At 71.6% G+C, this 17,007-nt stretch carries 21 protein-coding genes and 1 riboswitch; of the genes, 12 read left to right on the forward strand and 9 right to left on the reverse strand.

Annotated features, from left to right (window positions below; all coding sequences use genetic code 11):
* Positions 1 to 256: 256 nt before the first annotated feature.
* Entirely contained in the window at positions 257 to 532 is a 276-nt protein-coding gene (locus JJV70_RS15010) for a GntR family transcriptional regulator (RefSeq protein WP_219048462.1), read from the reverse strand.
* Positions 533 to 715: 183 nt separating this feature from the next.
* Here JJV70_RS15010 and JJV70_RS15015 point away from each other — a divergent pair, with 183 nt between their 5' ends.
* The 4 genes from JJV70_RS15015 (at position 716) to JJV70_RS15030 (ending at position 2,772) form a co-directional block, all read left to right on the forward strand.
* Positions 716 to 1,057, forward strand: a complete 342-nt coding sequence (locus tag JJV70_RS15015; RefSeq protein WP_219048463.1) for a hypothetical protein — start codon at positions 716 to 718, stop codon at positions 1,055 to 1,057.
* Positions 1,054 to 1,260 carry a hypothetical protein gene (locus JJV70_RS15020; RefSeq protein WP_219048464.1) on the forward strand — a complete coding sequence of 69 codons (207 nt, stop codon included), beginning with the start codon at positions 1,054 to 1,056 and terminating at the stop codon, positions 1,258 to 1,260. The genes JJV70_RS15015 and JJV70_RS15020 overlap by 4 nt, the downstream gene beginning before the upstream one ends.
* 90 nt (positions 1,261 to 1,350) lie before the next feature.
* Positions 1,351 to 1,788: a Fur family transcriptional regulator gene (locus tag JJV70_RS15025; protein WP_219048465.1), complete on the forward strand. Its 438-nt coding sequence runs from the start codon at positions 1,351 to 1,353 to the stop codon at positions 1,786 to 1,788.
* A gap of 9 nt (positions 1,789 to 1,797) precedes the next feature.
* On the forward strand, positions 1,798 to 2,772 hold the full coding sequence (locus JJV70_RS15030) for a folate-binding protein YgfZ (protein ID WP_219048466.1): 975 nt from the start codon (positions 1,798 to 1,800) through the stop codon (positions 2,770 to 2,772).
* A 138-nt stretch (positions 2,773 to 2,910) separates the two neighbouring features.
* Here JJV70_RS15030 and JJV70_RS15035 read toward each other — a convergent pair whose 3' ends face one another.
* From JJV70_RS15035 to JJV70_RS15045, 3 genes are all read right to left on the reverse strand, one after another.
* Positions 2,911 to 3,939: an ABC transporter substrate-binding protein gene (locus JJV70_RS15035; protein WP_219048485.1), complete on the reverse strand. Its 1,029-nt coding sequence runs from the start codon at positions 3,937 to 3,939 to the stop codon at positions 2,911 to 2,913.
* A 74-nt stretch (positions 3,940 to 4,013) separates the two neighbouring features.
* On the reverse strand, positions 4,014 to 4,802 hold the full coding sequence (locus JJV70_RS15040; protein ID WP_219048467.1) for an ABC transporter ATP-binding protein: 789 nt from the start codon (positions 4,800 to 4,802) through the stop codon (positions 4,014 to 4,016).
* Positions 4,802 to 6,019 carry a FecCD family ABC transporter permease gene (locus tag JJV70_RS15045; RefSeq protein WP_374227306.1) on the reverse strand — a complete coding sequence of 406 codons (1,218 nt, stop codon included), beginning with the start codon at positions 6,017 to 6,019 and terminating at the stop codon, positions 4,802 to 4,804. Before JJV70_RS15045 ends, JJV70_RS15040 begins: the two co-directional genes overlap by 1 nt.
* Positions 6,020 to 6,147: 128 nt before the next feature.
* A riboswitch (cobalamin riboswitch) is annotated at positions 6,148 to 6,266 on the reverse strand.
* 330 nt (positions 6,267 to 6,596) lie between these two features.
* Here JJV70_RS15045 and JJV70_RS15050 point away from each other — a divergent pair.
* From JJV70_RS15050 to JJV70_RS15065, 4 genes are all read left to right on the forward strand, one after another.
* Entirely contained in the window at positions 6,597 to 7,109 is a 513-nt protein-coding gene (locus JJV70_RS15050) for a hypothetical protein (RefSeq protein ID WP_219048487.1), read from the forward strand.
* A 463-nt stretch (positions 7,110 to 7,572) separates the two neighbouring features.
* Positions 7,573 to 7,899, forward strand: a complete 327-nt coding sequence (locus JJV70_RS15055; RefSeq protein ID WP_219048468.1) for a hypothetical protein — start codon at positions 7,573 to 7,575, stop codon at positions 7,897 to 7,899.
* Positions 7,900 to 8,063: 164 nt separating this feature from the next.
* Positions 8,064 to 8,804, forward strand: a complete 741-nt coding sequence (locus JJV70_RS15060; RefSeq protein WP_219048488.1) for an ABC transporter ATP-binding protein — start codon at positions 8,064 to 8,066, stop codon at positions 8,802 to 8,804.
* Positions 8,801 to 9,544 (forward strand): ABC transporter permease, encoded by a 744-nt coding sequence (locus JJV70_RS15065; protein ID WP_219048469.1) that lies wholly within the window; start codon positions 8,801 to 8,803, stop codon positions 9,542 to 9,544. Before JJV70_RS15060 ends, JJV70_RS15065 begins: the two co-directional genes overlap by 4 nt.
* 161 nt (positions 9,545 to 9,705) lie before the next feature.
* Here the strand turns inward: JJV70_RS15065 and JJV70_RS15070 are convergent, their stop codons facing one another.
* From JJV70_RS15070 to JJV70_RS23410, 4 genes are all read right to left on the reverse strand, one after another.
* Positions 9,706 to 10,716 (reverse strand): protein-L-isoaspartate O-methyltransferase, encoded by a 1,011-nt coding sequence (locus JJV70_RS15070; protein ID WP_219048470.1) that lies wholly within the window; start codon positions 10,714 to 10,716, stop codon positions 9,706 to 9,708.
* A 93-nt stretch (positions 10,717 to 10,809) separates the two neighbouring features.
* Entirely contained in the window at positions 10,810 to 11,223 is a 414-nt protein-coding gene (locus tag JJV70_RS15075; protein ID WP_219048489.1) for a lasso peptide biosynthesis B2 protein, read from the reverse strand.
* 13 nt (positions 11,224 to 11,236) lie between these two features.
* On the reverse strand, positions 11,237 to 11,527 hold the full coding sequence (locus tag JJV70_RS15080; RefSeq protein ID WP_219048471.1) for a PqqD family protein: 291 nt from the start codon (positions 11,525 to 11,527) through the stop codon (positions 11,237 to 11,239).
* Positions 11,511 to 11,906, reverse strand: coding sequence for an asparagine synthase-related protein (locus tag JJV70_RS23410; RefSeq protein ID WP_219048472.1), 396 nt, complete (start codon positions 11,904 to 11,906; stop codon positions 11,511 to 11,513). Before JJV70_RS23410 ends, JJV70_RS15080 begins: the two co-directional genes overlap by 17 nt.
* Before the next feature lie 219 nt (positions 11,907 to 12,125).
* Between JJV70_RS23410 and JJV70_RS15090 the strand changes: the two genes are divergently transcribed.
* Complete coding sequence (locus JJV70_RS15090; RefSeq protein ID WP_219048490.1) at positions 12,126 to 12,977, forward strand: helix-turn-helix transcriptional regulator; 852 nt, start codon at positions 12,126 to 12,128, stop codon at positions 12,975 to 12,977.
* 11 nt (positions 12,978 to 12,988) lie between these two features.
* The gene (locus JJV70_RS15095) at positions 12,989 to 13,180 is read left to right on the forward strand and encodes a hypothetical protein (RefSeq protein WP_219048473.1); all 192 of its coding nucleotides are present in this window, start codon (positions 12,989 to 12,991) and stop codon (positions 13,178 to 13,180) included.
* A gap of 166 nt (positions 13,181 to 13,346) precedes the next feature.
* Here the strand turns inward: JJV70_RS15095 and JJV70_RS15100 are convergent, their stop codons facing one another.
* Complete coding sequence (locus JJV70_RS15100; RefSeq protein WP_219048474.1) at positions 13,347 to 14,090, reverse strand: DUF4232 domain-containing protein; 744 nt, start codon at positions 14,088 to 14,090, stop codon at positions 13,347 to 13,349.
* A gap of 209 nt (positions 14,091 to 14,299) precedes the next feature.
* On the opposite strand from JJV70_RS15100, the gene JJV70_RS15105 reads away from it, so the two are divergent.
* Together JJV70_RS15105 and proC are read left to right on the forward strand one after the other, a co-directional pair.
* A complete protein-coding gene (locus JJV70_RS15105; RefSeq protein WP_219048475.1) occupies positions 14,300 to 15,706 on the forward strand; it encodes a transcriptional regulator in 1,407 nt (468 codons plus the stop codon).
* 224 nt (positions 15,707 to 15,930) lie between these two features.
* Complete coding sequence (gene proC, locus JJV70_RS15110) at positions 15,931 to 16,740, forward strand: pyrroline-5-carboxylate reductase (protein WP_219048476.1); 810 nt, start codon at positions 15,931 to 15,933, stop codon at positions 16,738 to 16,740.
* Positions 16,741 to 17,007: the final 267 nt, after the last annotated feature.

The following is a 17,007-nucleotide window of genomic DNA, read 5'->3' on the forward strand; positions in this document are numbered from 1 at the left end:
GCATGGACGCCGACTTCGACCGCGCCGAGGTCTTCGGCCCGCTCAGCTGAGCCGCGTCCCGGTCGCGCAGCCCGCCGACGGCGCGACCGGGATTCCCCCGCCGTCCCTCAGCCGAGGCCGCCTTTCCAGCTACCGGCGGGCTTTCTCCGCTCACGCGCCCCCGCGACTACTCGTCTCCCTTAACGCGTTCCGGCCCCGTACCGCGCCGATATCAGGCGTTCCGGCGGTTTGGCCAAACCAGCGACCATTCCGGGGGTCAGCCGTCCCGGCGTTCGGGGTCGTCCCGGTCGTCAGCAGCGGCGACGAAGGTGCCCTTGCCCCACTCGGTGACGACGAGTCCGCGTTCGCGCAGTACGCGAACCGCGCGGCGGGCGGTCTCGCGCGCTACGCCGTGCCGCTCACACAGGTCCGCTTCGGAGGGGATGCGCTCACCGGGGGCGTACTGCCCGGCCCGGATTTCGGCGGCCAGCGCGTCCAGGACGCGCATGTAGGGGGCGCGAGGAGTGTGCGGGTCCACAGAGCGCTCGGGCATGGGGGAGAGCGTAGACAACGGGACCACCCCGGGCGACTTGGACAGGTGGACGGGCAGATGGGTAGACGAGTTAGACGTGTTGCCGTACTGTGAGTGTCCGGATACAGCAAAGCGCCCCGGCAGGCCGATTAGGCCCGGCCTGCCGGGGCTTGCCGAGACAGCTTCCGAGGAGCTGACACGACCATGCGTGATGCTATCGTCCGCGCCCTCTCCTGGGCGCTTTCCGTCCTCGCACCGCGTCCGCCCGGGCGGCACAGTGCCGCGTACTTCGCCGCGCGTGCCCGGGAAGCCGGGGCCGCGCCCGAGCCCGTCAACCCGTGGTCCCGGCCGTGGACCACCCCGACCAAAGAGGAGGCCGCCGAGTTCTTCCGGCGGCAGGCGGGGCAGCGGCCCGCACCCCGGCCGGTGACCCGGGAGCGTCGGCGCGCGGTCCTGCTCGCCACGATGGGCGTGGACTACCCGTACACCTACGAGGGCGCGCCGTTCCCCCGGGCCGCGTTCGAGGGCGCGGGGGTGGTCGCGTGAGCGCTCAGGAGTGGTTTCCCGCCGTGCTTGCCGGGCATGTGGCGCTGTGCGTCGTGTGCGAGACGTACACCCGCGCCCCGGTCCCCGCCCGGTGGATTCCCAGCGCCAGCGGCCCCGGCACGACGCTGTACGCCTGCCCCGAGCACGCGACGGACCTCGCCCCGGGGCCGACGCCGGACGACGAGTTGGAGTGCGAGGTGTAGCCCGCCCGGCCCGACCGGCCGCGTCCGCCTTACCCCGCCGTACCCCGCGCGCGAGCGGGGTACGGCGGCGGGCGCCCCTACACTGGGCACGTGGTGAGCAGTGAGTGGCAGACGGATCTGCGCAAGCGGGGCTACCGCCTGACCCCGCAGCGCCAGCTCGTGCTGGAGGCCGTGGACACCCTGGAGCACGCCACCCCCGAGGACATCCTCACCGAGGTGCGCAAGACCGCCCACGGGGTCAACATCTCCACCGTCTACCGCACGCTGGAGCTGCTGGAGGAGCTGGGCCTGGTCAGTCACGCCCACCTGGGTCACGGCGCCCCGACCTACCACCTGGCCGACCGGCACCACCACATCCACCTGGTCTGCCGCGACTGCACCAGCGTCATCGAAGTGGACGTCGCCATGGCGGCCGGTTTCACGGACGAGCTGCGCAAGCGGTTCGCGTTCGAGACCGACATGAAGCACTTCGCGATCTTCGGCCGCTGCGAGCGGTGCGGCAGCTCACCGCCCGAGGCCGCGCCGTAGGCTTGCGGCATGTCCTACGTGAGCCCTCTGATGTCCCTGCCCGGCGCCGTCGCCGGGGAAGAGCCGGACGAAGGCGTCGCCGCGCACTACGGCGACCTGTTCCGCGAGCAGCGGCGGCTCGCGGACGGCGGCGGATTCGTGGACCTGTCGCACCGGGGCGTGGTGACGGTCACCGGCGCCGACCGGCTGAGCTGGCTGCACCTGCTGCTGACCCAGCACGTCAGCGAGTTGCCGCCGCACCAGGCGACCGAGGCGCTGATCCTGTCCGCCAACGGCCACATCGAACACGTCCTGTACCTGGTGGACGACGGTGAGACGGTGTGGGCGCACACCGAGCCGGGCGCGCAGGGCGCGCTGATCGCCTACCTGGAGTCGATGAAGTTCTTCTACCGGGTGGAGGTCGCCGACCGCACGGAGGCGTGCGCCGTCGTCCACCTCCCCGCCGGTTCCATCGTGGCCACCCCCGAGGGCGTCGCCGTCCGGGAGACGCCGCACGGGCGCGACCTGTTCTTGCCCCGCGCCCGGCTGGAGGCGTTCGCGGCGGAGCACGGCCCGGCTGTCGGCGTACTGGCGCACGAGGCGCTGCGCATCGAGGCGCACCGCCCCCGGCTCGGGCTGGAGACCGACCACCGCACGATCCCGCACGAGCTGGGCTGGATCGGCTCGGCGGTGCACCTCCAGAAGGGCTGCTACCGGGGCCAGGAGACCGTGGCCCGCGTGCACAACCTCGGGCGTCCGCCCCGGCGCCTGGTGTTCCTGCACCTGGACGGCAGCGAGGTCAAGATCCCCGTGCACGGTGAGCCGGTGCGGCTCGCGTCGGACGGCGCCGAGGGCCGCCCGGTCGGGTTCGTCACCAGCTCCGCGCGTCACCACGAGCTGGGGCCGATCGCGCTGGCGCTGGTCAAGCGCAATGTGCCGGTGGACGCCGCACTCCTCGCCGGGGACGGCACGGCGGCGGCCCAGGAGACCGTCGTCGAGCCGTGATCCGGGGGCGGGCGCGGCCGGGCGCGCGGCCCGTCAGCGCCGCCGGGCCGAACGGTCCGCCTCCCGAGCGAAGTCGGCCCGGGCCAGACCCGGGCCAGACCCGCTCCGAGCCGTAACCGCCCGCCCGGGCGGCGCCGCTCAGCCCGCGTGCTCGCGGAGGTACGCGCCCAGCGTCTCGATCGCCGCCGGGTTGCGCGGGCTTTCCACCAGGTCCGCGTAGTCGAGCACCACGATGCGGTCGTTCTTGATCGCGGAGACGTTCTTCAGCGGCGCGAAGGACTTCAGGAACGTCTCCTTCTGCTCCGCCGACACGTCCCCGTAGTCGTTGATGACGATGATCTCCGGGTCCCGCTCGACGACGGTCTCCCAGCCGACCGTCACCCAGGAGTCCTCCAGGTCGGCCATCACGTGGTCGCCGCCCGCCTTGGTGATGATGTCATGCGGCCCCGCGTACTGCCCGGAGGTGAACGGCTTGTCCTGGCCGGCGTCGTAGAGGAACACGCGCGGCCGGTCCTCGCCCGTGGGCGCCTTCTTAGCGACGGCCGCCACCCGCTGCTCGAAGTCCGCGACCAGGTCCTCCGCGCGGTCCTCCACGTCGAACACCTTCCCCAGGGTGCGCAGGTCGGTGTAGAGCGCGTCCAGCGGGGACATGACGCCGCGCGCCTTGCCCTGCCCGCTGCGGCAGGACTCGGTGAGCAGGTAGGAATCGATGCCCAGAGTGTCGAGCGTGGCGGGCGTGAAGCCCGCGGCCTCGTTGAAGCCGTAGTTCCACCCGGCGAACACCAGGTCCGCCTTCGCGCCGACGGCGATCTCCTTGCTGATCGCCTCGTCGCTCAGCCACTCCGTCTCACCGTACGCGTCGCTCCACGGCGTGTCGGCCTTCTCGCCCCGGTTGTCGCTCATCACGTATCCGGCCATGTGGTCGGTGAGCCCCAGCGCGAACATGATCTCGGTGATGCCGACGTCGTTCGTCACGACGCGTTCGGGCGCCGCCTCGAACGTCTTCTCCTGGCCGCAGTTGGTGATCGTCACGGGGTAGTGGCCGCTATCCTTCCCGGCCGCTTCGTCCTGCGTCCCGGCCTTCTCGACGCTCGCCCCGCAGCCGGTAACCAGAGCGAGGGCGGTCAGCGCGGAGGCCGCCGACAGCCAGGGGAGGGTGGACCGCATGCGGTAACGCACGTGAGGCTCCTTCGGAGGGTTCGGGAGTTCGGGGATTCGGAGAGTGAAGGGGAAACCGGCCGTCAGCCCAGCCGGTCGAACAGCAGTTGCACGGCGCCGGACTCCGGATGCGTCACGGGATGCGCGCGCACCCCGAACACCTCCGCCAGCAGCTCGCGCGTCAGGACGTCGCCGGGCGCGCCGGAGGCGACGATCGTGCCGCCCGCGATCACGTGCAGCGCGTCGCAGTACGCGGCGGCCAGGTTCAGATCGTGCAGCGCGGTCAGCACCGTCAGCCCGCCGTCCGCCGCACCGGTGGCCCGGCCGCGCACCAGGGCCAGCACCTCCAGCTGCTGCGCGATGTCCAGGTGGTTGGTGGGTTCGTCCAGCACCAGCACACGCGGCTCCTGCGCCAGCGCCCGCGCGATGAGCACCCGCTGTTTCTCGCCGCCGGAGAGGGTGACGAAGCTCCGGTCGGCCAGCCGCTCCGCGCCCACCCGCGCCAGCGCCGCCGCGCACCGCTCGCGGTCGGTGTCCGAGGTGCGCGACGCCGCCCGCTGGTGCGGCAGCCGGCCCATCGCCACCACCTCGCCGACGGTGAACCCGAACTCCGTGGACACCTCCTGCGGCAGCGCCGCCAGCCGCCGCGCCCCCTCACGCGCGCTGAGCCCGTGCACGTCGTCCCCGCCGACCCGCACCGTGCCCCCGCTCGGCCGCAGCGCCCGGTACACGCACCGCAACACCGTGGACTTCCCCGACCCGTTCGGCCCGACGAGCCCCACCAGCTTCCCGCTACCCGCGCTCAGCGTCACCTCGCGCACCAGGCGCGCCCCGGCGATCTCCACGCTCAGCGTCTCGACGTCCACCCGCATCAGGCCGCTCCGAACGTGTAGCCGCGACGCCGCATCAGCAGCAGGAAACACGGGACGCCGACGACCGCCGTCAGCACCCCCACCGGCAGCTCGACCGGCGCCAGCACCGTGCGGGACGCCATGTCCATCCACACCAGCAGCACCGCGCCCGCCACCGGCGCCACCACCAGCAGCCGCCGGTGATCCGCCCCGACGAGCATGCGCGCCGCGTGCGGCACCATCAGCCCGACGAACCCGATCGTCCCGCTCACCGCCACCAGCGCCCCGGTCACCAGCGCGGACAGCGTGAACAGCTCGCGGCGGAACCGCTCGGCGTCCACCCCGAGCGCGGCGGCCGTCTCGTCGCCCATCGCCAGCGCGTTCAGCCGCCGCGCCGACAGCGCCAGGTACGCCAGCGCGACCAGCACGGCGGTGGTGGCGATGGGCAGCGTCGCCCACGTCGCCCCGCCCAGGCTGCCCATCAGCCACATCATGGCCGAGCGCGCCGCCTCCCCCCGCTCGGCGGCGAACACCATCAGCGTGGTGATCGCGGAGAAGCCGTAGTACATCGCGGTGCCGGTCAGCACCAGCCGCAGCGGCGTCAACCCGTGCGCACTGCGCGCGACGGCGTACACCAGGGCCATCGCCGCCAGCGCGGATACGAACGCCGCCGCCGACAGCGCCCACACCCCCAGCGCCGCGAACGCCCCGAAGATCAACACCGCGTTGGCACCCACCGCCGCGCCCGAGGAGATCCCCAGCACGAACGGGTCGGCCAGCGCGTTGCGCACCATCGCCTGCAACGCCACGCCCACCGCCGCCAGGCCCGCGCCGACCACGGCCGCCAGCAGCGCGCGCGGCAACCGCAGCTCCCACACCACGGTGTAGGCCGACACGTCCGCCGCCGCGATCACCCCGCCGCTGAACCCGGCCCACAGGAAGTCCATCGCCGCGCCGAACCCGACCCCCGCCGCCCCGACCCCCACCGCCACCGGCACGGACGCCACCAGCAGCACCAGCAGCCCGCCCACCAGCGGCACCAGCGGCATACGGCGGCCGGACGGACGCGACGGCGCCCCGGGACTGCCGGGAGCGCGGGTCTCGGCAGTGGCGGTGGCGTCGGGGTGGGCCTCGTCGGCGGGGCCGGCGGCGTCGGGGGGCGCACCCGGCGGCGTGCCGGGCGGCGTGCCGACGTCAGGGACGCCCCGGGGGACCGGAGAAACCGGAGGAGAGGCCACGGGCGGATCACTTTCGCCTCGGGCCGTGCGCGGACAGGGGCACGAGCTACCCGGGCCGCCCCGCGCGGTGCCCAGCACCGCACGCGGCCACACCGCGCGGCTTCCCTTCTCGCAGACCACGACGAGTTGACAGGAGCATGCGTCACCGCGGGTAATCGGGCTCGCGGAACCACCAGGGCCCCGCCCACCGTTGCGGGTCAGCGCCGGACTTCGACCGGCTTCCCCCACGGAGACGCACCGCAGCGTACCGCCTCGCCCCGCCACCCCACCGCCCCTACCCGCGATAATCGGAGCCATGAACGGAACCGGCCACGCAGCAACCGGCGGGGGACAGGACCCGACGCCGACGGGCAAGACGCCCCCGGGCCGCCGCCCACCGCGCACCCCGGACGCGGCAAAGCCCTCGCGGCGGAACGCGGCACAGACGGCCCGAAAGACGCCCAGCCCGCACCCGACGCAACCGGCCACCGCCGACCCGGCCACCGCGCAACCGGACGCCGCCGACCCGGCCACCGCCCAGCCGGACGCCGCGCAACCGGCCACTGCCCAGCCGCATCCGACGCAACCGGACGCCGCGCTGGTGGCCGCCACCCGTGACCCCCACGCGCCCCAGCCCGAGCCGATCCGCTTCTACGGCACCACCTGGCTCGACCACTCCGGCGGCTACGCCGCCCGCCGGGCCGGGCTCGCCCTCGGCGCCTTCGCCGCCGCCACGGCCGGGCTGTTCGTACTGCGCTTCGCCTACGAGGGCCTGGCCATCGCCCAGGTCGGCAGCCTGGTGAACCTGCTGCTCGTCCTCGCCTTCGCGCTGTGCACCTCGCTCGCCTTCACCCGCACCTGGACGTCGTACACCCGCCGCCCCGAACGCCCCGCCGAGGCCAGCCCGGGCGCGTCCCCCACCCAGGGCCTCAAGCTCATCGGCTTCCTCGGCATCCTCCTCGCCTACGGCCTGCGCAGCCTGATCGAAGCCCCGGGCGAGAAACTTCTGCGCGCCGAACACGAACAGGCCCTCGCCCGCTACACCCGCCGCCGCACCACCCGCACCGGCAACCCCGCTGCCCGCCGCCCCCGCCCCAAACGCAAGCGCTGACCCGCGCCGCGCGCTCCTTTCCGCAGCGTGTCGTGCAGCCCACCACTTTCGGATTCTTCTGACACGCAGTCGGGAGATTCCCTATGCTTGTCTCCGCAGAGAGACGTGAGCCTGCACAAGATCATCGGCGAGAGGGGTTGTTCAAGCTCGGTGTTCTGGCCAGAGGTTTGGTTATGGCCACGCGAACACTGCGTCTCGGAGGCGACCTGTCAGTGGCGATTGGGTGAGTCGAAGGGGGTCGTATGCTGCATCAGAGCAAGGATGTGCGAAAAGAGCTACGGGAAGCTGAAAGGGCAGGTTTCGAGGTCAAGGAGGTGCGTAACGGCCACACCTGGGGCTACGTCATCTGCTGTCGGTGTGGTGACCGTGACCGGATCGACTGCACCCCCAGGAATGCGAGTACGGCGGCTAAACGTATTCGTGAGTTTGTGCGGAAGCACACGAAGGCACACTAGGAGGTGGCATGGAGAAGGAGTGGGAGTTCTGCCTGATCCTCGACCGGGCCTTGACGGAGGAAGCCACGGAGCCCTTCGACCGGCTGGGGGAAAGCCTCGGGTATCCCTACGAGGAAGTGGGGTCGCTCTCCTGCACTATTTCGGGGCATCCGGACCGGCCCAGTGAGGCGCACTGCTTCACCCCGGGCGTGTCCCTGATGGATGCCGTGACGCGGGCCGCGCACGCCCTGTACACCCATACGGGCGCTCGCACGGTACGCGTGGAAGTGGAAGCGAGCGACGTGCCGGAAGCCGCGAAAGCCTTCGTCCCGAGGTCTTCCCCGGGCGCTGCCTGACCTTCGGCATCCCCGGTGGCCGTCTGCTGGATTCCCGCAGGCCACCGGGCACCCCGGCGCCGCGCTGACCCCAGCTCGCTCCGGGCGTCCTCCCGCGCCCCGGGGCCGACGCGACCCTCCCCGTGCTTGACGAGGCGGCGTCCGCCCCAATAATTCACCACGTGATGCGATCCGCACCGTCCGCCGTGCACGCCCGGGACCTGAGCGTTCAGCGCGGGGGACGCACCGTCCTGGACGCCCTCACCTTCGACGTGCGCTCCGGCACCGTCACCGGACTGCTCGGCCCCTCCGGCTGCGGCAAGTCCACGCTGATGCGCGCGATCGCCGGCACCCAGGCCCGCGTCACCGGCACCCTCGACGTCCTCGGCAGCCCCGCCGGACACCGCGACCTGCGGCACCGCGTCGGCTACGTCACCCAGGCCCCGTCCGTCTACGCCGACCTCAGCGCCCGCCAGAACCTCGCCTACTTCGCCGCCGTCCTCGGCATCCCCCGCGCCGACCGCCCCCGGCACGTCGGGCGCGCGCTCCACGCCACCGACCTCACCGCCCGCGCCGACGCCCTCACCGGCTCCCTCTCCGGCGGCGAACGCTCCCGCGTCTCCCTGGCCGTCGCCCTGCTCGGCCGCCCCGAACTCCTCGTCCTGGACGAACCCACCGTCGGCCTCGACCCCGTCCTGCGCCGCGACCTGTGGCACCTCTTCCACCGCCGCGCCGCCGAGCACGGCACCACCCTGCTCGTCTCCTCCCACGTCATGGACGAAGCCGACCGCTGCCAGCGGCTCCTCCTCCTACGCGACGGCCGCCTCCTCGCCGACGACACCCCCGACGCGCTGCGACAGCGCACCGGCGCCGCCACCGTCGAAGCCGCCTTCCTCCGCCTCGTCGAAACGGAGCCCGCCACGTGACGCCCGCACCCTCCCGCGTCCTGGCCACCGCCCGCCGCGTCCTGCGCCAGCTCACCCACGACCCGCGCACCGTCGCGCTGCTGCTCCTGCTGCCCGTCACCCTGCTGGTACTGCTCTACTACGTCTTCGACGCCGACGCCCGCGCCTTCGCCCCGATCGGCGCCGCGCTGCTGGGCATCTTCCCGCTGGTGACGATGTTCCTGGTCACCTCCATCGCCACCCTGCGCGAACGCACCTCGGGCACGCTGGAACGCCTGCTGTCGATGCCCCTGGGCAAGGCCGACCTCATCCTCGGTTACGCCCTCGCTTTCGGCGCCCTGGCCACCGTGCAGGCCACCCTCGCCACCGGCGTCGCCGTGTGGCTGCTGGACCTGGAGTTCGCCGGGTCCGCCTGGCTGCTGCTCCTGGTCGCGCTGCTCGACGCGCTGCTGGGCACCGCGCTCGGCCTGTTCGTCTCCGCGTTCGCCGCGACCGAGTTCCAGGCCGTCCAGTTCATGCCCGCCGTCATCTTCCCGCAACTCCTGCTGTGCGGCCTGTTCGTGCCCCGCGCCAGCATGCAGCCCGCGCTGGAGGCCGTCTCCAACGTGCTGCCCATGTCCTACGCCGTTGACGGCATGAACGAGGTGCTGCGCCACCCCGACGTCACCGGCGACTACGTGCGCGACGTGCTGGTCGTCGCGGGCACCGCCGTCCTCGTCCTGGCCCTCGGCGCCGCCACCCTCCCCCGCCGCACCCCGTAGGCGCGCCACCCGCGCCCGTCGGCGCTCAGCCATGGGTGAGCAACCCGGTAGCCGGTCCGCCGCCGACACCGCGCCGAGCGCGGGCGAGGCACCCTGTCCCGCCACGGCCAGCTCATTCCGCCGCAAAGGGTGGAGGGTCACGCGCCCTGGGGTGTCGGCTCCTACCGGTTCAGACGCAGATGCCAGCCCTCACCCCTGCGGACGAGAACGGGGGTGTAGGTCTCGGGAGCGGGGCGACCGGCCTCCCGCCAGGTGGAAAGCCAGGTGCGCAGGACAGCGAGGGAGGGGGAGTCGGGGTGGTCGGCGAGGAGCGTGCCGTCTTGCTGGAGGACGGCGGCCGTTGCCCGGGTGGAGTGTCCAATGGCCCGCAGGTTGGGGGTAAGTCCGGCAACGGTGAGTTGTGGATCGGCCTGGGTGGCGGCGAAGGTGCGCCAAGACGGCCAGTCGAGTGCGCCCCCCTCATACGGTTCGGTATGGGTGTCCTTGAGCAGGCGGGCGAGCGTGGTGCGGGCGCCGGTGTGGAGGCGGTCGTCGTGCTCTCGCCAGGCGATGGAGATCCACGAGGGGGCCGGGGTGCGGTTCTCCCAGTCCACCCACCGGCCCGGGAGGTCGAGGTTGTCCTTCGGGGAGCCGGTCGCCTCGATGTACCCGCCAGTGAACAGCGCTTCGACGACCGGTTCGCCGCTGCTCACGCGGACTTTGGCGACGAGCGTCATGCCGGGCACGGCGGCGATCGGGAGCGGGGCGACGATCAGGCCGTCGTCGGTAACCTGCTCTACCCACGCTGTGGGCAGCAGCGGCGGGGTGCACCAGGCCACCACCCGGTCGTAAGGGGCTCGCTCGGGGAATCCGGCGGAGCCGTCCGCGACATGACAGTGCACGTTGCTCAGCCCGCGTTCGTCGTGGATGAGGTTGGCCCAGCGCACGAGGTAGGCGTCGATATCGAGGCTGGTCACCGTGCCGGTGGGGCCGACGAGTTCGGCGAGTAGGGCGCCGGAGTAGCCGGAGCCGGTCCCGAACTCGACAACATTCATGCCCTCGTGGACGTTCAGGGTGGTGAGTTCGCGGTGAATGGCGACTGGGTTGGAGCGGTGCGGGGTGACGCCGCGGCCGGCGTGGTGGGTGTAGTGGCGCTCAGGGACGGTCGTGGCGACGTCGGCGACGGCGGTCACTGCTCACTCCTTAGAGGGGGCGGGTACGGGCACTCGGATGCGGCAACTGCTCCGAGCGGGTGAAGGACACGCGCCCGGCCGTGCGAGAAGGGGTCAGACCGTCAGTGCGGTGTGGTGGTGCCATCCAGCGGCGGTGTATTCCCCGACGGGACCGTGCCCGGGCAGTTCGACCCAGGCGTGGTATTCGACTGGCGGCGGCGCGAACCGTGCTCCCAGGTGCCAGGTGAGGCGTCGGCCGAGTAGGGCGGCGGCGAGTACGGCCCCAAGGGAGGTCTCCATGCAGGCGGCCCGGCCTGGCCACCAGCGTGCGGTGTGTCGTACGGCGCCGACCAAAGCCTCAGCCCGGGCCGAGGCGAGCGGGCGCCGCCCGACCCTGCGGGCGAGGCAGGTGGCCCGGACGGTGTGCCGGAACGGCAGCCGGAGCAGGACTAGAGCGAGCGCGAATCCGAACGCGGCAGCCAGGCGCTCGGGATACGTCCCGGTGCGGACGGTGGAATACGCCTCCATGCTGGTCACGACCTCACCACTTCCACCGGCGGGGCGGCTCCGCCGCCTGGCCGTCGTGAGCGAGGCCCTGGGCGGCCAGGGCCTCGGCGACCGTGCGGACGTCGGAGGCCGCCTGCCCGCAGCCGATGCCGTACCGCTCGGCGAAGTAGCCGACGGCCTCTTCCTCGCTTGTAGAGGCGAGTAGCAGCATCACCGCGGCCGACGCGGTCGGCGTCAGATAAACCCAGCGTCCGGTCTGCTCGCTGAGGATCGCGCCGCCCTCGTCGGTGAGGACCGGGTGGGCGGTCTCATGCAGCTGCCACACGGCCGCTCACCTTCTCCCACCACGACGCCGGAGCGGTGGATTGCTGCCGCAGCCACACCTCGGCGGCCACTACCAGGTGCAGGGCACCCTGCGCGGTCGGCCGCCCGGCCGCCGCGCGGGCGAGCGCGTCGGCGACCGGCTGCTCGGTAACCAGCCCGAGCGCGGTCAGCTGTGACGTCGGCCCCAGCAGATTCCGCAGTACCGGGGCGTTGTCGCGCAGGCCCGCGTACGCGAGGGCGTTGAACCCGCCCTTCGTCGTGCGGTCCAGCACGAAGTCGGGCAGTACCCGGCTGCCCGAGAAGGCCGCGGCCAGCAGCGGTTTGTAGGTGTTGGGGGCGCCGCGCTCGTCGGCAGGCACGGCGAGGCAGGCCCGGATCACCTCGGCTCCCTGGCGCGGGCACACCCCTCCCAGGGCAGGAGGACCCGGGCACGCTCGCGCGATGCTCTTCGGCCTCTCGCCTTGCGTGAGCGTCGCATCACCTAAGGTAGAGCATGAGGTGGTACATGCGCCACTAGCGTGGTGGTACTTTGTTCCCCGTGGATCATGGCGGTCACGCTCGGCAGACTGATCCCCTGTACCGAGGAGGAAGGGCCGTCGATGCCCCCACGCACGACACCTACACAGCGGCAGCGTCGTCTTGGCATCGAGATCAAGAAGATGCGCACGGAGGCGGGACTCACTGCCGAGTACGTCGCCGGTCTACTCGGCGTTGACCGGGGCAAGATTTCAAACATCGAGTCAGGTACTCGCAATATCAGCGCTGAGCGCCTACGAACCCTGGCGGCCCACTGCGCATGCGCGGACGAGAGGTACCTGTCCGCTCTCGTCGAGCTCACCAAGCCGCTCCAACAGCACTGGTGGGAGGAGTACCGGGGTAAGGTGTCGTCAGGTCTGCTGGACATCGTTGAGCTGGAGTGGCATGCCTCTCGCCTTCAGACCATTCAGACTGTTCACGTGCCCGGTCTCCTTCAGACCGAGGACTACGCGCGAAGCGTCTTCGCGGCGGTCCTGCCTGCCTTGCCACGCCTCGAAATCGAACTACGTGTGGCTCACCGGATGGGCAGACAGCGCGTACTGGATCGCGAGCAGCCGGTGGACTACGTGGCCTACGTGCACGAGGCAGCTCTCCGCATGCTCTTCGGCGGTCGCGACGCAACCAGGACGCAACTCAACAAGCTGATTGCGGAGAGAGAGCGAGAGAACGTCCTTGTGCGCGTGGTTCCCGTGGAGCGCGGTAGCTTCCCTGGAGCTGGGCACGCCTTGCTCTACGCGGAAGGGGCTGTGCCCCAACTTGACACGGTGCAGCTTGACTCCGCGCATGGGCCTGAGTTCATGCATGCCGACTTGCAACTCTCGAAATATCGCGCTCATTTGGAATGGATGGACAAGATGAGCTTGCCACCAGACGAGTCGCGAAGCTTCATCCGGAGCATCATCCACAACCTGTAAGGAGCCTGAGCGTGCAAGAGATTCACTGGGAAGAACCCTTTTGTGGAGAGGGAAACAACTGCTTCCGCCTTGGTACAGATGCGGACGGTAACGCTTACATCGCGGTGGCGGGGCGGGAGGAGGTTTACCTCACGGACTCGCGTGCGGCGCTGGGCAACCTGATCCGGGAGATCAAAGCCGGGAAGGCCGACCACCTGCTGTAGCCGTCCGGGTGGGTGGGGAGTTCAGGCATGGTCCCCGCCCACCCGGCACGCTCTTCACTCATGGTGGCCGCACGGTAGGCCATGGCGCCCCCGCCGGCCGGGGAGGTCTCTGCCGCCACATCGTGCGCAGCCGGGGCAGACGACTTCGGGTGGCCGGTGGGGAACGTCACCAAAGAAGGGCGTCCTCCATCGACTGCTGCCAGTAAGTGACCTTGAGGGAACTGTCGATGTAGACGCCCTTGGCGGGCAGCTCCGGCTTGGCACCCGCGGAGGGGTTCTGGTCAGGAGTGCGGCCCTGGAAGTAGACGGTGAGGGTCTTCTCGGTCCGGCCGTGCTTGCCGCTGCCGTCCGCGGCCGACAGGTGCACCGAGGCGAAGCCGGACTCGCCCGGGGCGAGCGTGACGACGGCATGCGGCTGCGACTCCTCGATGACTGGGGGCACCGACTGGGCTGCACCGAAGCGGGGGGCGGGGTAGTGGTAGAGGTAGCAGGGCGTCGTGCCGGTGTTGGTGACCGTGAGCAGCAGGCGATTGACGGGGCGGCTCAGGGGCGCGGCTTCCGTCGTGGTGTTGGCGCCGTCACAGGTGACGCCCTTTCCGTCTCCGACGCCTGCGGTGCCCGTCACCACCGTGTTGCCCGGTGTGACCACGGGGTTCCTGCCCAGGGCCGGGACCGTCCCGGAGGACGACCTCACGGGGGTGAAGGACGGCCGGGTTCTCTCGCTGGGGCTGGGCGGGGTGGACGTGGGCGCGGAGAGAGCTGGGTCCGGCGTGGCTGTGGGGGTGGCCAGGGCCGCTCCCACCGCCTTCGGGCTCTGCTGCGTATCGCAGGCAGCGAGGGAGAAGACGGCGATCGTGGCGGCAGCGGCGGCGGTCAGCAGACGCGTGCGCGGGGTAGAGATGTTCGGCATGTGGGTGACTCCTCCGGCGTGCCGGTCGGTGTGGTGCCTGGATGATCCGAGCGTGTGCGGTCATCCGTCCCAGTCGCTGCCATGGCCGGGCAGTTGGGGACGCTGGGATGCCGGAACACGCTTGGCCGGGGAAAACGTCGGGGCTTGGAACGGGGCGTGAGATGTGCCGGGTCGTGCCGGGGCTGTCGTGAGGGGAAGAGGGGAGAGCGGTGTCAGGGGTCACGGGAGCGAGCGGGGGAGACGGGGACGCGGACGCGGAGGTATTCGCGGAGCTGCTGAGCGGGCTCAAGGAACGCTCGGGACTGAGTTACGGAGCCCTCGCCAAGCGGTTGCACATGAGTACGTCCACGCTGCACCGCTATTGCATCGGCAGCACGACGCCGGCCGACTACGCACCGGTCCAGCGGATGGCCCGGGTGTGCCGGGCCACGCCCCAGGAGCTGGTGGAGCTGCACCGGTGCTGGGTGCTGGCGGACGCGGCTCGCAGACGTAAGGCGGGGGCGGGGGGTACGGCGCGGGAGCGTGCGGGGCCGCCCCTTGCGCCTGCTGTCGCCGGGGCGCAATTCGGGGGCGGCGGAGCCAACGACGGCCCACACGACGCGCCGGAGGGTGAACCGGCGGCGAAGGCCCCTGCCCCGTCCCCAGCGCCCCGAACCTGGTTCGCTGCTCTCCCGCGCCCGGGCCGACGCCCTGTCGCGCTGGGTACCGCCGCTGTGGCCGCCGCCGTGCTGGGGGTGGCGGTGCTGGCCGTGAACATGTCCGCGTCCCCCAACGGCAGCGGGCGAGAGGCCGCCCCGGCCCCGGCCGTCGGCACCGGCTCCACCACCGGTCGGGCAGACAGCGCGCGGCCGTCCCCCTCCGCCTCCCCTGATGGATCACGGAGCGCACAGGCTTCCCTCAGTCCGGCGCCCGGCGAGCCCTCCGCCCCACGCCCCACGCCCGACTCCTCCGCACCCAGCGCGGAGGAGAGACCGGACGCGGTAGGTGGGGAGCGTGGCGGGGGCGCGTCCTCCAGCGGCGCCTCGGTGAGCGTCGTCACCCGCCCCTACGTCTACGACGGCCCGTGCAGCCAGCACTTTCTGGTGAACAGCGAGCCCGCCCAGGTAGGCCCGCCACCGGCCACGGAACAGGACGCGCCGCGCTGGGCCGCCGCGTATGACGCGGTCTCCTCCGGGGAGCAGCGTGTCGCCGTCACGCTCCAGGGTTCTGGGAAGGAGACCGTCGTCCTGGGCTCGCTTCAGGTGCGTGTCCTCACCAAGAGCACTCCGCTGGCCTGGAACGACTACGCGATGGGATCGGGCTGCGGCGGCAGGGTGGAGTCCGCGTCCTTCGACGTCGATCTGGACGCCGGAAGCCCCACCGTCGCCGTCAGGAACGGGCAGCGGGCTTTCCCGTACAGCGTGACCGAGACCGACCCGCTGGTCTTCTACGTCACCGCGCACACCAGGGCGCACGACGTCCGCTGGGATCTCACCCTGAAGTGGTCCAGCGGCAGCCGACAGGGCACCGTGCACATTGACAACAACGGCGCCCCGTTCCGTACCAGCAGCCGCGCCGACCGCCCGGGCTTCGAGTATCCGCTGGGCGGCGGCGAGTGGATCAGGCGTGAGGAGTAGTGGTCCACGCCTGTCCTGCCGCCCAGGTGTGACCAGATCTTCCGTCGTGCTTGCCCCCGGTCTTTCCGGAGTGAGGCGGATGTACGCGGTGGGTGGGGCGCGCCCAACGGTGCGTGACGCGCCGCTCCCGCACCCGGTGAAGATGTGCCGGGTGGTCCGGCACGCCATGGGACCCAGGGAGGCTTGGCCCGGGTGCGGGGAGCCGGGGTGTCAGGATGAGGTGCATGACGCAGAAAGTGGCCGTGCTTGGCACGGGGAAGATCGGTGAGGCCCTGCTCAGCGGGATGATCCGCGGGGGCTGGTCACCCGCCGACCTCATGGTGACCGCCCGCCGCGCGGAACGCGCCGAGGAGTTGCGCACGCGGTACGGCGTCCAGGCCGTCAGCAACGCCGAGGCCGCGCAGGCCGCCGACACGCTCATCCTCACCGTCAAGCCACAGGACATGGCCGCGCTGCTGGACGAACTGGCCCCGCACACTCCGGCCGACCGCCTCGTCATCAGCGGCGCGGCGGGCATCCCGACCAGCTTCTTCGAGGCGCGTCTCGCCGGGGGCACGCCCGTCATCCGCGTCATGACCAACACCCCGGCCCTGGTGGACGAGGCCATGTCCGTCATCTCGGCGGGGACGCACGCGGGCGAGGCCGACCTCGCGCACGCCGAGGAGATCTTCAACGGCGTCGGCAAGACACTCCGCGTCCCCGAGGCACAGCAGGACGCCGCCACGGCCCTGTCCGGCTCCGGCCCGGCGTACTTCTACTACCTGGTCGAGGCCATGACGGACGCGGGCATCCTGCTCGGCCTGCCCCGGGACAAGGCGCACGACCTCATCGTCCAGGCCGCCATCGGGGCCGCCGTCATGCTCCGCGACAGCGGCGAGCACCCGGTGCGCCTGCGGGAGAACGTCACCTCTCCGGCCGGCACCACCATCAACGCCATCCGCGAGCTGGAGAACCACGGCGTCCGCGCGGCCCTCATCGCCGCCCTGGAAGCCGCTCGCGACCGCAGTCGCGCCCTCGCCAGCGGCCAGGGCTGACGCCGTTTGGCGTTGGTCTGCTCGTCGTGTAGTGTTCTCCGAGTTGCCAGGACGTCAGCATGACGGCCCGGGCAGCACCTTCCGCCACGTCCGGTGGCACCCACTACTGGTACGACGATCCCTTGTAGGGGCCTGTTTCGGCATGCCGAAATGGTGTCTCTTCCGCTCGATTTTGAGTGGCTGGGGGAATCGCCTAACGTAGTGGTCACGCCGGAAGGCGGCCCCGCCGACAGGGGAAATTCGGATGCGAATCCAGGCCGGAAACGG

The organism is Streptomyces sp. JJ66, from assembly GCF_019303495.1.
GTDB lineage: Bacteria > Actinomycetota > Actinomycetes > Streptomycetales > Streptomycetaceae > Streptomyces.

Coding starts and splice junctions, on each gene's coding strand:
- JJV70_RS15015 (WP_219048463.1), top strand. CDS start 716: ATGCGTGATGCTATCGTCCGCGCCCTCTCCTGGGCGCTTTCCGTCCTC.
- JJV70_RS15060 (WP_219048488.1), top strand. CDS start 8,064: ATGCGATCCGCACCGTCCGCCGTGCACGCCCGGGACCTGAGCGTTCAG.
- JJV70_RS15100 (WP_219048474.1), bottom strand. CDS start 14,090: ATGCCGAACATCTCTACCCCGCGCACGCGTCTGCTGACCGCCGCCGCT.
- JJV70_RS15010 (WP_219048462.1), bottom strand. CDS start 532: ATGCCCGAGCGCTCTGTGGACCCGCACACTCCTCGCGCCCCCTACATG.
- JJV70_RS15055 (WP_219048468.1), top strand. CDS start 7,573: ATGGAGAAGGAGTGGGAGTTCTGCCTGATCCTCGACCGGGCCTTGACG.
- JJV70_RS15075 (WP_219048489.1), bottom strand. CDS start 11,223: ATGGAGGCGTATTCCACCGTCCGCACCGGGACGTATCCCGAGCGCCTG.
- proC (WP_219048476.1), top strand. CDS start 15,931: ATGACGCAGAAAGTGGCCGTGCTTGGCACGGGGAAGATCGGTGAGGCC.
- JJV70_RS15040 (WP_219048467.1), bottom strand. CDS start 4,802: ATGCGGGTGGACGTCGAGACGCTGAGCGTGGAGATCGCCGGGGCGCGC.
- JJV70_RS15030 (WP_219048466.1), top strand. CDS start 1,798: ATGTCCTACGTGAGCCCTCTGATGTCCCTGCCCGGCGCCGTCGCCGGG.
- JJV70_RS15035 (WP_219048485.1), bottom strand. CDS start 3,939: ATGCGGTCCACCCTCCCCTGGCTGTCGGCGGCCTCCGCGCTGACCGCC.
- JJV70_RS15090 (WP_219048490.1), top strand. CDS start 12,126: ATGCCCCCACGCACGACACCTACACAGCGGCAGCGTCGTCTTGGCATC.